This window comes from [Anoxybacillus] calidus (genome assembly GCF_013760845.1).
Classification (GTDB): Bacteria; Bacillota; Bacilli; order Bacillales; family Anoxybacillaceae; genus Paranoxybacillus; species Paranoxybacillus calidus.
Window position 1 is genome coordinate 279726 of sequence record NZ_JACDUU010000001.1, and the last position, 14379, is coordinate 294104.

General features: G+C 40.2%; 18 protein-coding genes. All 18 read left to right on the forward strand.

All coding sequences use genetic code 11. The features are described from left to right. Window positions 1-52 precede the first annotated feature (52 nt). The 18 genes from spoIIM to HNQ85_RS01625 all read left to right on the forward strand — a co-directional run bounded on the left by spoIIM (window position 53) and on the right by HNQ85_RS01625 (window position 14345). The gene (gene spoIIM, locus HNQ85_RS01540; RefSeq protein ID WP_181535547.1) at window positions 53-700 is read left to right on the forward strand and encodes a stage II sporulation protein M; all 648 of its coding nucleotides are present in this window, start codon (window positions 53-55) and stop codon (window positions 698-700) included. 105 nt (window positions 701-805) lie between these two features. Next, entirely contained in the window at window positions 806-1267 is a 462-nt protein-coding gene (fur, locus tag HNQ85_RS01545) for a ferric iron uptake transcriptional regulator (RefSeq protein ID WP_111644110.1), read from the forward strand. A gap of 125 nt (window positions 1268-1392) precedes the next feature. Beyond that, on the forward strand, window positions 1393-1605 hold the full coding sequence (locus HNQ85_RS01550) for a DUF4227 family protein (protein ID WP_181536477.1): 213 nt from the start codon (window positions 1393-1395) through the stop codon (window positions 1603-1605). A gap of 6 nt (window positions 1606-1611) precedes the next feature. Further along, window positions 1612-2508, forward strand: a complete 897-nt coding sequence (gene xerD / locus HNQ85_RS01555) for a site-specific tyrosine recombinase XerD (protein ID WP_181535550.1) — start codon at window positions 1612-1614, stop codon at window positions 2506-2508. 199 nt (window positions 2509-2707) lie between these two features. Beyond that, entirely contained in the window at window positions 2708-3889 is a 1182-nt protein-coding gene (gene deoB, locus HNQ85_RS01560) for a phosphopentomutase (protein WP_181535552.1), read from the forward strand. Window positions 3890-3900: 11 nt separating this feature from the next. After that, window positions 3901-4722 carry a purine-nucleoside phosphorylase gene (locus HNQ85_RS01565; RefSeq protein WP_181535554.1) on the forward strand — a complete coding sequence of 274 codons (822 nt, stop codon included), beginning with the start codon at window positions 3901-3903 and terminating at the stop codon, window positions 4720-4722. 62 nt (window positions 4723-4784) lie between these two features. Further along, the gene (locus HNQ85_RS01570; RefSeq protein WP_181535556.1) at window positions 4785-6086 is read left to right on the forward strand and encodes a pyrimidine-nucleoside phosphorylase; all 1302 of its coding nucleotides are present in this window, start codon (window positions 4785-4787) and stop codon (window positions 6084-6086) included. A 127-nt stretch (window positions 6087-6213) separates the two neighbouring features. Next, the gene (locus tag HNQ85_RS01575) at window positions 6214-7395 is read left to right on the forward strand and encodes a D-alanyl-D-alanine carboxypeptidase family protein (RefSeq protein ID WP_181535558.1); all 1182 of its coding nucleotides are present in this window, start codon (window positions 6214-6216) and stop codon (window positions 7393-7395) included. Between the two features lie 130 nt (window positions 7396-7525). Further along, window positions 7526-7876 carry an anti-sigma F factor antagonist gene (gene spoIIAA / locus HNQ85_RS01580; protein ID WP_181535560.1) on the forward strand — a complete coding sequence of 117 codons (351 nt, stop codon included), beginning with the start codon at window positions 7526-7528 and terminating at the stop codon, window positions 7874-7876. Beyond that, on the forward strand, window positions 7876-8316 hold the full coding sequence (gene spoIIAB, locus HNQ85_RS01585) for an anti-sigma F factor (RefSeq protein ID WP_181535562.1): 441 nt from the start codon (window positions 7876-7878) through the stop codon (window positions 8314-8316). Before spoIIAA ends, spoIIAB begins: the two co-directional genes overlap by 1 nt. A gap of 13 nt (window positions 8317-8329) precedes the next feature. Continuing rightward, complete coding sequence (sigF, locus tag HNQ85_RS01590; protein WP_181535564.1) at window positions 8330-9088, forward strand: RNA polymerase sporulation sigma factor SigF; 759 nt, start codon at window positions 8330-8332, stop codon at window positions 9086-9088. Window positions 9089-9244: 156 nt separating this feature from the next. After that, window positions 9245-9868 (forward strand): stage V sporulation protein AA, encoded by a 624-nt coding sequence (locus tag HNQ85_RS01595; RefSeq protein ID WP_181535566.1) that lies wholly within the window; start codon window positions 9245-9247, stop codon window positions 9866-9868. Beyond that, window positions 9858-10280, forward strand: a complete 423-nt coding sequence (locus HNQ85_RS01600; protein ID WP_181535568.1) for a stage V sporulation protein AB — start codon at window positions 9858-9860, stop codon at window positions 10278-10280. Before HNQ85_RS01595 ends, HNQ85_RS01600 begins: the two co-directional genes overlap by 11 nt. A 173-nt stretch (window positions 10281-10453) precedes the next feature. Next, window positions 10454-10918 (forward strand): stage V sporulation protein AC, encoded by a 465-nt coding sequence (gene spoVAC, locus HNQ85_RS01605; protein WP_181536478.1) that lies wholly within the window; start codon window positions 10454-10456, stop codon window positions 10916-10918. 20 nt (window positions 10919-10938) lie between these two features. Further along, window positions 10939-11955: a stage V sporulation protein AD gene (gene spoVAD / locus HNQ85_RS01610; protein ID WP_181535570.1), complete on the forward strand. Its 1017-nt coding sequence runs from the start codon at window positions 10939-10941 to the stop codon at window positions 11953-11955. Beyond that, a complete protein-coding gene (gene spoVAE, locus HNQ85_RS01615; RefSeq protein ID WP_181535572.1) occupies window positions 11955-12305 on the forward strand; it encodes a stage V sporulation protein AE in 351 nt (116 codons plus the stop codon). Before spoVAD ends, spoVAE begins: the two co-directional genes overlap by 1 nt. A 5-nt stretch (window positions 12306-12310) precedes the next feature. Continuing rightward, window positions 12311-12919 carry a stage V sporulation protein AE gene (locus tag HNQ85_RS01620; RefSeq protein WP_181535574.1) on the forward strand — a complete coding sequence of 203 codons (609 nt, stop codon included), beginning with the start codon at window positions 12311-12313 and terminating at the stop codon, window positions 12917-12919. Next, entirely contained in the window at window positions 12870-14345 is a 1476-nt protein-coding gene (locus tag HNQ85_RS01625; protein ID WP_181535576.1) for a spore germination protein, read from the forward strand. The genes HNQ85_RS01620 and HNQ85_RS01625 overlap by 50 nt, the downstream gene beginning before the upstream one ends. Window positions 14346-14379: the final 34 nt, after the last annotated feature.

Here is a 14379-nt window from a genome sequence, read left to right on the forward strand (position 1 = left end):
TCAAATCTGTTCATACAATCTACTAAGAGTATGATAGGGGGAAAGACTAGGAATGAGAAGACAAACTTTTAAATCTGCATTTGTGCTGCACTTTCGTGAACACTCATCGATTTATTTGTTTATGATTGTTTTATTTTTAATGGGCGTTATTTTTGGTGCCATTGTCGTGAACAGTTTGAATTTTAGTCAAAAACAAGATTTATATTATTACTTAACGCGTTTTTTTGGACAAGTATCAAGCGGAGAACTTGCTAGCGCATATGATATGTTTCAACAAAGCTATTTTCATAATATAAAATATATCGGGCTTATGTGGATTTTAGGAATTTCCATTATCGGATTGCCGATTATCTTAATTTTGCTGTTTTTAAAAGGCATCGTTGTCGGATTTACCGTTGGATTTTTAGTCAATCAAATGGGATGGCACGGGTTTTTATTATCATTCGTTTCAGTTATGCCGCAAAATTTGCTGATCATTCCTGCTTTTATCATTATGGGGGCTGTATCCGTATCGTTTTCATTAAAAATGGTGCGCAATCAGTTTATGAAGCGTGCTTATGAGCCAGTGTTTCCGATGATTGTTCGTTACACCCTTGTCATGATATTTGTCAGCATTGGTTTGTTAGCTTCATCGTTTATTGAAGCTTATTTATCGCCATCACTGATGAAAGAAGTCATTCAAATCGCAAATAAAAAATAATTATTATTTAATAATCATTTTATTTATTAATTTATAACCATTTCATTTTGACACTTCCCTTTCTTTTGTTATAATTATGTTTGAACGGCGAGGGAGGGAGTAGAGATGGAAAGTCGTATTGAACGAATTAAAAAACAGTTGCACACGGCTGGCTATAAGCTTACGCCGCAACGTGAGGCAACAGTTCGAGTGCTTTTAGAACATGAAGAGGATCATTTAAGTGCGGAAGACGTATACCTCCTCGTTAAAGAAAAATCACCTGAGATTGGTTTAGCGACAGTGTATCGAACACTTGAGCTGTTAACCGAACTGAAAATTGTTGATAAAATTAATTTTGGAGATGGCGTGTCGCGTTATGACCTTCGCAAGGAAGGGGCTGCTCACTTTCACCACCATCTCGTTTGCATTGAATGCGGTGCAGTTGATGAAATTCAAGAAGATTTGCTTGAAGATGTAGAAGCGATTGTTGAACGGGATTGGAACTTCAAAATTAAAGATCATCGTTTAACGTTCCATGGCATTTGCTATCGCTGTCAAGAAAAAGAACAAAAAGAGGAACATGAATAATTACGTAGAAAAACCTTTTCAAGTTTGAAAAGGTTTTTTAGTTTATATGTATAAATTAAAAAAAACATGGCATATCCTCTATTAAATAAGTATTACATATACGGAGGAAGGCCATGAAATCTTGGATAAAGATGTTGCTGCAAATGTTAAAAGTGTTCCTTTTATTTACAGGTTGCACGATTTTATTTTATTATAGTATTGTATGGATGAATCAAGAGTATGAGAATTATCATCGCTACGATGAGCCTGAAGGTTCAGCGGTAAAAGTATCGACGCTAGAGAAGCATCGAAGCGATTGGTTGGAACGATTGTTGTTCTTTTATCGAGATGGGGAGTAGAGAGCGTTGGAAAACCATATAAAAGATTTTATTCACTATTTGATTGTGGAAAGAAACTTAGCCCAAAACACGATTGTTTCATATGAGAGAGATTTAAAAAAGTATATGCAATACCTTGTTAACGTAGAGCAAATCCATTCGTTTAACGATGTATCGCGTCTTCATATCATTCAATTTTTAAAATTTTTAAAAGAAAAAGGAAGTTCACCCAAAACGATTGCAAGGCATGTCGCCTCCATTCGTTCGTTCCATCAGTTTTTATTGAGAGAAAAGGTAACGGAACAAGATCCATCTGTTCATATTGAATCTCCGCAATTAGAAAGAACGCTTCCGAAAGTGTTGTCAACTGCGGAAGTGGAGGCTTTGCTGGAGACGCCGAAAACGAATACGCCATTTGGTATTCGGGATAAAGCGATGCTGGAACTATTGTATGCAACAGGCATTCGCGTCAGCGAGCTTGTTAATTTAAATGTATCAGATGTTCACTTAACGATGGGATTTGTGCGTTGTTACGGAAAAGGGAATAAAGAGCGGATTGTGCCGATTGGCAGCATGGCAACAAAGGCATTAAAATTGTATATGGAATCGGCAAGAGGGATGCTTATAAACCCGAAAAAACCAAAAACGGAAGCACTTTTTCTGAACCATCACGGAGAGCGTTTGTCAAGGCAAGGGTTTTGGAAAATTTTAAAGAAGCTTGCTAAAGAAGCAAAGATTGAAAAAGAATTAACTCCTCACACATTAAGACACTCATTTGCCACTCACTTGCTAGAGAACGGTGCGGATTTAAGAGCTGTCCAAGAATTACTTGGTCATGCTGATATTTCAACAACACAAATCTATACTCATGTAACAAAAACAAGATTAAAAGATGTATACAACATGTATCATCCGCGCGCATAGTAGTTTTATAGTTTATTAGTGATTAGTGTTAAAAGGCTGAATCGATCAGCCTTTTTTATTTTTTTATTGCTTACAACGATGAAAACGTTTTATAATTTAGTTGTCAGACTTCTGACCAATTTTTATTGCTTGTTTTTTCGACAATTAGGAAATCATACGAGTTAGAAAAGCAATTTTATTATATTCAGGAGGAATTGACGTGAATCATTCATATAAGCGTGTATTTTTAATTGTGATGGATTCAGTTGGAATCGGTGAAGCTCCGGATGCGGAAAAATATAATGATAAAGGTGCCGATACGCTTGGACATATTGCTGAGCATCGCGGCGGTTTGAACATGCCAAATATGGCGAAACTCGGCTTAAGCAATATTCGTGAAATTAAAGGTGTGCCAAAGGCAGAAAAACCGCTTGCTTATTATACAAAAATGCAAGAGGCATCTGCCGGCAAAGATACGATGACAGGACATTGGGAAATTATGGGTTTAAAAATTGACACTCCATTCCAAGTGTTTCCTGAAGGTTTTCCGAAAGAGTTGATTGATGAATTAGAACAACGGACAGGCCGCAAAGTGATTGGCAATAAGCCAGCAAGTGGCACAGCGATTATTGAAGAGCTTGGAAAAGAGCATATGGAGACAGGTGCTCTTATTGTTTACACATCGGCAGATTCTGTATTGCAAATTGCTGCCCATGAAGAAATCATTCCCCTTGATGAGTTATACAACATTTGTAAAATTGCCCGGGAGCTGACGTTAGATGAGAAATATATGGTTGGGCGTGTCATTGCTCGTCCGTTCATCGGAACACCGGGGAATTTCCAACGAACTGCCAACCGTCACGACTATGCGTTAAAGCCGTTTGGCCGCACAGTGATGAACGAATTGAAAGATGCGGGATATGAAGTGATTGCCATCGGTAAAATTTCCGATATTTATGATAACGAAGGTGTGACAAAATCATTACGCACGAAATCAAATATGGACGGTATGGATAAATTGGTTGAAACGTTAAAAATGGATTTCACAGGGCTTAGCTTTGTGAATTTAGTTGACTTTGATGCATTATACGGACATCGCCGCGACCCACAAGGCTACGGAGATGCGTTGGAGGAGTTTGATGCTCGTCTTCCGGAAGTATTCGAATTGTTAAAAGAAGATGATTTACTCATTATTACCGCTGACCATGGTAATGACCCTGTGCATCATGGTACGGACCATACGCGTGAATATGTGCCGCTTCTTGTATACAGCCCAAGCATGAATGGCGGAAAAGAATTGCCGCTGCGTCAAACATTTGCTGACGTTGGAGCAACGATCGCACATAACTTTAACGTGACAATGCCAAAACACGGCACAAGCTTTTTAGAAGAACTAAAATAGGAGGAATATCGATGAATAAAGCGGCGATTGAAAAAGCAGCGAGCTATCTAAAAGAAAAATTCCCAAAAGCACCGCAAATCGGCTTAATTCTTGGCTCAGGTCTCGGTGTTCTGGCAGACGAAATTGAAAATGCGATTAAAATTCCATATCATGAAATACCGGAATTTCCTGTGTCAACGGTAGAAGGGCATGCAGGTCAGCTTGTATACGGCGAGCTTCAAGGTGCAACCGTATTGGCGATGCAAGGGCGTTTTCACTACTATGAAGGATACAGCTTTGAAAAAGTGACCTTTCCTGTCCGTGTGATGAAAGCATTGGGGATTGAGCAGTTAGTTGTAACGAACGCGGCTGGGGGAGTGAATGAAAGCTTCCAACCGGGGGATTTAATGATTATTACGGATCATATTAATAATATGGGCGGAAACCCTTTAATTGGTCCGAACGACCCTGACTTAGGAGTGCGCTTCCCTGACATGACGGAAGCCTACAGCAAACGTCTCCGCAAGCTGGCAAAAGAAGTAGCAGCAAAATTGAATATAAAAGTACAAGAAGGTGTCTATTTCGGCAACACAGGTCCTTCTTATGAGACACCAGCGGAAATCCGCATGATTCGCACACTCGGGGGCGATGCAGTCGGCATGTCTACTGTACCTGAAGTGATTGTAGCTCGCCATGCACAAATGGAAGTGTTGGGGATTTCTTGTATTTCCAACATGGCAGCAGGTATTTTAGATCAGCCGTTAACGCATGATGAAGTGATTGAGACAACGGAAAAGGTAAAGTCTGACTTTTTACGTTTTGTCAAAGCAATTATTGCGGAAATGGCGAAGTAAACAGCCTTTCCGCATCACAATTACACATATATTACATATTAAATGGAAAAAGGTGATGGATAATGAGAATGGTCGATTTAATTGAAAAGAAGCGTGACGGACACGCTTTAACAAAAGAGGAAATTCAATTTATTATTGAAGGTTATACAAAAGGTGATATTCCAGACTATCAAATGAGCGCCTTTGCGATGGCTGTCTTTTTCCGTGGGATGACCGAGGAGGAAACAGCAGCGCTAACAATGGCAATGGTTCATTCCGGAGATATGATTGATCTTTCAAACATCGAAGGAATTAAGGTTGACAAACACTCGACGGGCGGCGTTGGCGACACGACGACATTAGTATTAGGCCCACTTGTTGCTTCCGTTGGTGTTCCTGTAGCGAAAATGTCAGGACGCGGTCTTGGACACACAGGAGGAACCATTGATAAATTAGAATCCGTTCCTGGCTTCCATGTTGAAATTGATAACGATGAGTTTATTCGTTTAGTTAATCAAAACAAAATTGCTGTGATTGGACAAACAGGAAATTTAACTCCAGCAGATAAAAAATTGTATGCGCTTCGCGATGTAACAGCAACGGTTAACAGCATTCCGCTCATCGCTTCTTCGATTATGAGTAAAAAAATTGCAGCAGGTGCTGATGCGATTGTATTGGACGTTAAAACAGGTGCAGGCGCATTCATGAAAGATTTGGAAGGTGCGAAACAGTTAGCAACAGCAATGGTCGAAATCGGCAAGCGAGTGGGACGTAAAACGATGGCGATTATCTCCGATATGAGCCAGCCGCTAGGGTTTGCAATCGGAAACGCGCTTGAGGTGAAAGAAGCGATTGATACGCTAAAAGGAGAAGGACCGAAAGACCTAGAAGAATTGTGTTTAACATTAGGCAGCCATATGGTTTACTTGGCAGAAAAAGCAGCATCATTAGAAGAGGCGCGGGCAATGCTTGAACAAGCAATGAAAGATGGTTCAGCGCTTGAAACATTTAAAACATTCTTAAGTGCTCAAGGCGGAGATGCCTCTGTTGTCGATGATCCATCGAAGCTTCCTCAAGCGAAATATCAATTTGAATTAGAAGCAAAAGAAGACGGTTATGTTTCAGAAATCGTCGCAGATGAAATCGGAACAGCGGCGATGCTGCTAGGTGCAGGCCGCGCTACAAAAGAATCAACCATCGATTTGGCAGTTGGTTTAGTATTACGCAAAAAAATCGGCGATGAAGTGAAAAAAGGCGATTCCTTAGTAACCATTTACAGCAACACAGAAAATATTGAAGAAGTAAAACAAAAGCTGTACGAAAACATTAAAATCTCAGCAACGCCTGTTAAAGCACCAACATTAATTTATGATAAAATTTCATAAAAGGGTCTGACCCCCACTACGTTAACGCTGTAAAGTGTTGGGGGTCAGACCCCTTTTTTTATTTTGGGCTGTATAAAAATGTATTGTTTGGAAAAAATGGCATGTATAAAGAATGGAGGTTTGGGACATGAAGAGGTTGTTCATTGGGTTTATGATGTTTACATTTCTGTTTATGTTTACAATTTCCACAGGCGTCCAAGCGGAGGAAAAAACAAAAACGAATGTACAAAATGTAGAATTAGCAGATGAAGCGAGGTCAGCAATTTTAATTGAACGTGATACTGGCACTGTGCTGTATGAAAAAAATGCACATGAAAAGCTGCCGCCAGCGAGCATGACAAAAATTATGACGATGCTTTTAATTATGGAAGCCATCGACAAAGGGGAACTTACATTAAAAGAAAAGGTGCGAACCAGCGAATATGCTGCTTCTATGGGCGGCTCACAAATTTTCCTTGAACCCGGAGAAGAAATGACGGTTGATGAGCTATTAAAAGGGATTGCTATTGGCTCAGGAAATGATGCTTCTGTTGCAATGGCAGAGCGAATTGCCGGCTCTGAAGCATCATTTGTTGCAATGATGAACAACAAAGCGAAAGAGTTGGGACTAAAAAATACATCATTTAAAAATGCCACTGGCTTGCCGGCTGAAGGCCATTACAGTTCAGCCTATGATATGGCCATTATGGCAAAAGAGCTCTTGAAATATGACCAGATTACAAAATATACAGGGAAATACGAAGACTATTTACGTGAAAACACAGATAAAAAATTTTGGCTTGTGAATACGAACAGGCTTGTCAAATTTTACCCTGGGGTTGATGGCGTAAAAACAGGATTTACTCACGAGGCAAAATATTGTTTAACAGCAACGGCCAAAAAGGATAATATGCGCGTCATTGCAGTCGTGTTTGGCGCTCCGACACCGAAAGAGCGCAACGCACAAATTACAAAAATGCTAGATTATGCATTCAGCCAATATAAAACGCACCCTATTTATGAACGAAATCTCGTCATTAGCAAAGCAAAAGTGAGCAAAGGAAAATGGAATGAAGTTGACATCGTCACATCAGAACCGATTTCCATTTTAACGAAAAAAGGGACATCCATTAAAGACATTGAAAAAGTGATTAAAGTGAAAGAAAACATAAAAGCGCCAATTAAGAAGGGTGACCAACTCGGCACGCTTGTGTTAAAACAAAACGGCAAAGTTGTTCTCGAAAGTCCGCTTGTAGCCAAAGAAAATGTTGCTGCAGCAAGTTGGTGGGATTTATTTAAACGGACATTCGGCTGGTTTGTGAAGTCCTAAGAGATGCTTGTCAACTTTTGTATACCGTTTTCTATTTTTAGCGAATGGCCACTAGTTTTGTCATGAAAGAAGGATTCTAGGCCGCATGCATCGAAACTTTCCTTATCCGAGTGACAAGGAGGAAAGTGCAATGAGTCTTACGATTGGTCTTGAAGTCAAATATGATGTATTGCTCATTCGTCTTGCAGGAGAGCTAGACCATCATACGGCCGAGGAACTTCGCACAAAAGTAACGGATTTATTGGAAAAAGAACAAATTCGCCATATTGTTTTAAATCTAGAGCATTTAACATTTATGGACAGTTCGGGACTTGGAGTAATCTTAGGACGATACAAGCAAATAAAAAATATCGGTGGAGAAATGATTGTTTGCTCCATTTCTCCAGCCGTAAAAAGGCTATTTGAAATGGCAGGGTTATTCAAAATTATTCGCTTTGAAAGCGATGAACAATATGCTTTAAAAACATTGGGGGTGGCGTAATGAGAAACGAAATGCACCTCCAATTTTCCGCGCTGAGCCAAAACGAATCATTCGCTCGCGTCACTGTTGCAGCCTTTATTGCCCAGCTCGATCCAACAATGGATGAACTTACAGAAATCAAAACCGTTGTTTCAGAAGCGGTAACGAATGCAATTATTCACGGTTACAATAACGATCCAAATGGAATTGTATACATTTCTGTTGTCATTGATGACGGTGTTGTTCAAATTACAATTCGCGACGAAGGCGTCGGTATTGTTGATGTTAATGAAGCGCGTCAGCCTTTGTTTACGACAAAACCAGAGCTTGAGCGCTCAGGAATGGGTTTTACGATTATGGAAAATTTTATGGACGAAGTTGTAATTCATTCGGAAGTCAATAAAGGAACAACGATTCATTTAACTAAGTATTTAACGAAGAGCAAAGCGCTATGCAATTAAGGGAGACATGCCTATGGATGTCGATGTCAAACAAGAAAATAATCAGACGCATTTAAAAGATCATGAAATAAAAGAATTGATTCGCAGAAGCCAAGAAGGAGACCAAGAGGCGCGGGATGAAATTATCGAAAAAAATATGCGCCTCGTTTGGTCGGTTGTTCAGCGTTTTTTAAATCGTGGCTATGAACCGGACGATTTGTTTCAAATCGGTTGCATTGGTTTATTAAAGTCAGTTGACAAATTTGATTTATCATATGATGTTAAGTTTTCGACTTATGCAGTTCCGATGATTATCGGTGAAATCCAACGGTTTATTCGTGATGATGGAACGGTTAAGGTAAGCCGCTCTTTAAAGGAAACAGGTAACAAAATTCGCAAAGCAAAAGATGAATTGTCGAAAAAATACGGCAGAGCGCCAACGATTACGGAACTTGCCGACTATTTAAATATATCGCCTGAGGATGTGATTCTTGCACAAGAGGCGAGCCGTTCACCAACTTCGATTCATGAAACGGTTTATGAAAATGATGGCGATCCAATTACGCTTCTTGACCAAATTACCGATCAGAATACAACATCATGGTTTGATAAAATTGCTTTAAAAAAGGCGATTGAAGAGCTTGATGAACGGGAACGGCTCATTGTTTATTTGCGTTACTATAAAGACCAAACCCAATCAGAAGTGGCATCTAGATTAGGCATCTCTCAAGTACAAGTTTCAAGATTAGAAAAGAAGATATTGCAGCAAATAAAAGAGAGAATGGATGAGTGACATCCATTCTTTTTTTGTGCCGTTTGATTTTAAATAAAATGGTACAAAGAAGAATATTTTTGTGAAATTTTTGGAAAATCCTATTTCCTTGCATGATTGCTCCAGTGCCCAAACATACTATTTCATAAGGAATTTAATGCGCAGGATGTGAGACAGGTGGAGAAAGTGGTATTTATTAGGCTGCGTAATCGTGTTCAAGTACATCCGAACGCGGATGTATGTATTGGAGATGTTGCGCAAATGATTGTAAACGATGCAGAGCTTATTGAAAATCTAAAAAAAATCATGATTTACAAAATAAAAGCAAGTGATAAGAATATCGTCATTATTGACGTTATGAAAGTCGTTAAGGCGATATTGGACTTCGATTCGTCTCTTGATATTCAAACGATTGGTCCTACACAAACGATTGTTGAAGTCGTATACAAAAAAAGAAATTTTACAAGTCTTTATTTCGCTTTGGTTTGGCTGCTGCTGTTTATCGGTTCGGCATTAGCCATTATGAATTTCCATGAGGATGTGAGCATGCAGCAAGTGCATCAGCGCCTGTATACGATTATTACGGGCGAAAAAAACGATAAACCGCTGCTATTTCAAATTCCTTACTCCATCGGTTTAGGGCTTGGAATGATTTTATTTTTTAACCACTTATTTCGCAAGCGAATTAATGAAGAGCCAAGTCCTCTCGAAGTCGAAATGTTTAACTATCAGCAAGCGATTGATCAATACGTCATTTTACATGAAAACAAAGAGAGTATAAGGAGAGTTCATGACGATTGACGTTATCCTCATTATCATGATCGGCTTGGCGGGAGGCTTGGCGGTTGGTAGCGGTTTTGTTGCTTTTATCGTTGTTCTTGGTGTGATTCCACGGCTTACGCAACTAACAAAAACGATGAAATCGATTCATGCGTATGAATTGGCTGTTGTAGCCGGAGCGCTTACAGGAGGGTGGGTAAGCCTTCGTAATACGGCGTTGTATTTGTCGAAATATTTGTTAATTCCAATGGGACTTTTTAGCGGCGTCTTTATTGGAATGCTTGCAGCCGCTTTAACAGAAGTACTGAATGTATGGCCTATTTTAGCAAAACGAATTGGTATAGAGGAGAAAATTGTGATTTTGCTGATGGCAATTGCTTTTGGCAAAGTATTTGGTTCTTTGTTTCATTGGGTTTATTTTGTTGACCATTGATAAGGAAGCTGATCCATAAGGGAAGGCTCTGACCTCACACAACTCTCACATATAGAGTTACTTTATCAAATAGAATGGACAGTATATTGTAAGGCCTGACCCTTTGCAGACAGCTTCGAGTGGATCCTTGACTTAAAAAATCGTTGTACGATTGAAAGAATTGTTTGAAAAAAATGCTGGGGAGGGGTTGTATGAAGTTACGAGATAACTATCAAGAAGCAGTTAAAATATTTCAACCGAAACCTTCCTATTTTCTTAACGCGGTAAAAGCCTTTTTTGTAGGCGGTTTGATTTGTGGAATCGGTCAAGCGTTGCAGAATTTTTATATAAAATTTTTTACACTAGATGTTTCTGTTGCACAACATATGGTGCTTGGAACTTTCATTCTACTTGCAACATTGCTGACGGGGATGGGAGTGTATGACAAAATCGGACAGTTTGCAGGGGCAGGTTCGATGATTCCGATCACCGGTTTTGCTAATTCATTAGCCAGCGCAGCCCTTGAGCATCGCAGTGAAGGTGCTGTTCTTGGAATTGCTAGCAATATGTTTAAAGTGGCTGGGGCTGTTATTGTGTATGGTGTTGTCATCGCCTATATTCTTGGCGTCATTCACTATTTATTTTGGAATATATTCTAGCTTTGAAGGAGGGGGTCTCCGTGAAGCTTGTCGGAAAGCAAACATGGATATTTGAAAATCAAGTATACCTTCAAGCTGCGGCGACCGCTGTTGGACCAATGGAAACAGAGGGGCCGCTTGGCGAACAATTTGATGTAACTTATCCAGATTTATATTGTGGAGAAGGTACTTGGGAGTTGGCGGAGCGGCGTTTAATGAAAGATGCGGTACAAGCATGTTTGACGAAAGCTAGGTTAGAAATAAACGATATCGACTTTTTTTTAGCAGGAGATTTATTAAATCAAAATGTGACAGCGAATTATATAGCCCGCGATCTTCCAGTTCCGTTTTTATGCATGTTTGGCGCCTGCTCAACGTCAATGGAGACGTTAGCTGTAGCCGCGGCACTTGTTGACGGTGGTTTTGCTAGACGAGTATTAACTGCGGCAAGCAGCCATAATGCTACTGCAGAAAGGCAATTTCGCTATCCAACTGAATTTGGCGGACAAAAGCCAAAAAGCGCCACCTTCACTGTAACAGGAGCCGGAGCGGCACTTGTTAGCCGGGAAAACAGCATGTTCCGCATAACCGCTGCAACAATTGGAAAAGTCGTTGATTTCGGGATGCACAATCCGCTTGATATGGGATCAGCCATGGCCCCGGCTGCGGCATCGACCATTCAGCAACATTTCCAAGATTTAAACACTTCCCCGGAAGACTATGACTTAATTGTAACAGGTGATTTATCGGGAGTAGGCAGTCCGATTTTAAAAGAATTGTTGTGGGAAGAGGGATATGATATTACTGATAAACATAATGATTGTGGATTGCTTATTTACAGGCCTGACCAAGAAGTGTTTGCGGGAGGAAGCGGATGTGCTTGCAGTGCTGTTGTGACATATGGACATTTATTAAAGGAAATGGAAAAAGGGAATTTGCGGAAAATTTTTGTTGTGGCAACAGGTGCATTGTTAAGCCCGACGATGATGCGACAAAACCAATCTATACCGGCCATTGCTCATGGAGTTGTTTTAGAAGTAGTCAAGGGGGAAAGGTAATGGAATATGTCCTTGCATTTTTGGTAGGCGGAATCATTTGTGTACTTGGTCAACTGGCAATGGATATTGGCAAATTTTCACCAATTCATGTGATGAGTATGTTTGTTGTGCTCGGCGCCTTTCTTGGAAGCATCGGGGTATATGATTGGCTTGTCTCCTTTGCTGGTGCTGGTGCCATCCTTCCTATTAGTGGTTTTGGTTATGCGCTGATGGATGGAGTAACAGCAAATATACAAGAGAGCGGCTTGCTTGGCATTGGTACAGGAATGTTTGCACAAACGGGTGTCAGCCTTTCTGCGGCGATTTTGTTCTCTTTTCTCATCAGCCTGATTTTCAAACCGAAAGGATAAGCAAAATGAAAAAAAGACGGGTCATATTAGTGACAGATGGTGACGAATTCGCTTGGAGGACGATTAAATATATTTCTGAGCAAATCGGAGGCCGCTGTATTTGTCGATCTCATGGAAATCCAACTCGATTGACTGGCGAGGAGCTTGTGGAATTCATATTGCAAACCCCTTATGATCCCGTGTTTGTTATGTTTGATGATAGCGGCGCTATCGGTGAAGGTGTAGGTGAACAAGCGCTAAAATATGTCGCCACGCATAAGCAAATCGAAGTGCTGGGAGTCATTGCTGTCGCTTCAAAAACGCGGCAGCATGAGTGGACGAAAGTCGATGTTTGCATCAATCGCGATGGAATGTTAACCGAGTACGGCGTAGATAAAAACGGAATATGCGAATTAGAAATTGGGAGAATTAATGGAGATACGGTCTATTGCTTAGATCAACTAAACGTTCCGATCATTGTTGGAATTGGTGATATTGGAAAAATGAATTATAAAGATCATATTAAATACGGCTCGCCTATTACAAGAAAAGCGGTAGAAATTATCCTCGAAAGGAGCGGGTACTATGACAATAAAGCAAAAAAATCATATACCAATTTCTCAAAAACTGAGTGACAATGAGCAATTTTTTAAAGAAAAAATCGGGGTAGGCACCAGCTTTGATTTAGGAATTCGAAAGCTGAAGGTGCTAAATAAAGAAGTACATATTTATTACTGCAACGGTCTTTGTGATACGCAGTTTATTATCGAATTGCTTAAAGAGATTATTGATATTAACGATAGTGAAAGACAGAGGGCACAGGCGAAGCAAATTATTGAAAATCGTCTCGTTCATCAGCAAGTCAATCCTGTTGCAAATCTTGACGAAGCGGTTGATCAGCTTTTGTCAGGATTAATTGTCATTTTAATTGAAGGAGAATCAAACGGATTTATTGTAGATGTCCGCAGTTATCCGGGACGGCAGCCGCAAGAGCCGGATACGGAAAAGGTCGTTCGCGGGGCGCGCGATGGCTATGTGGAAAACATTATCGTCAATACGGCATTAACGAGAAGGCGGATTCGCGATGAACGGTTGCGCTATGAAATTATTCAAGTGGGCGAACGTTCTAAAACAGATATATGTATCGCTTATATTAAAGACGTCGCCGACCCTGGTCTTGTTGAACTCGTTAGAAAAGAATTGAAAGCAATCAAAATTGACGGTTTAACAATGGCGGATAAAACGATTGAGGAATTTTTAGTGAAACAAGGATATAATCCGTACCCGCTTGTCCGCTATACGGAGAGACCGGATGTTGCCGCCACACATCTTTTAGAAGGGCATGTCATTATCATGGTCGATACATCCCCGAGCGTCATTATTACCCCGACAACCTTTTTCCACCATGTCCAACATGCTGAGGAATATCGGCAGTCGCCGGCAATTGGGACATTTGTGCGCTGGGTGCGCTTTATCGGAATTTTCGTATCGATTTTCCTATTGCCGCTTTGGTATTTATTTGTCATCGAGCCGTCTTTGTTGCCGGAAAAACTTTCATATATCGGCCCGAATGAAAAAACGAATATTCCTACCATTGTTCAATTGTTTATTGCTGATATCGGGGTGGAGTTTTTGCGCATGGCAGCAATTCATACCCCGACACCTTTATCGACAGCGATGGGTTTGATTGCTGCAGTATTAATCGGAGAAATTGCGATTAATGTCGGTTTGTTTGTACCTGAAGTGATTCTTTATATCTCTGTTTCCGCCATTGGCTCATTTGCTACACCAAGTTATGAGTTAAGTATTGCTAATAAAATCGCTCGTTTATTTCTTTTATTAGCAGTTGCATTCTTTAAAGTACCAGGCTTTATCATTGGTGTAACGATTTATATATTGCTTTTAGTACAAATTCGTTCATTGAACACTCCGTATTTATGGCCGTTTATTCCGTTTAACCCATCAGCGTTTTTGCAAATTCTTGTCCGTCGTTCTGTACCTGGCTCAAAAGTAAGACCAAGCATTGTGCATCCGCAAAACCGTCAAAAACAGCCAACGTGATTTTGTAAAAACTAGTTGCAACTTTTTATAAGTT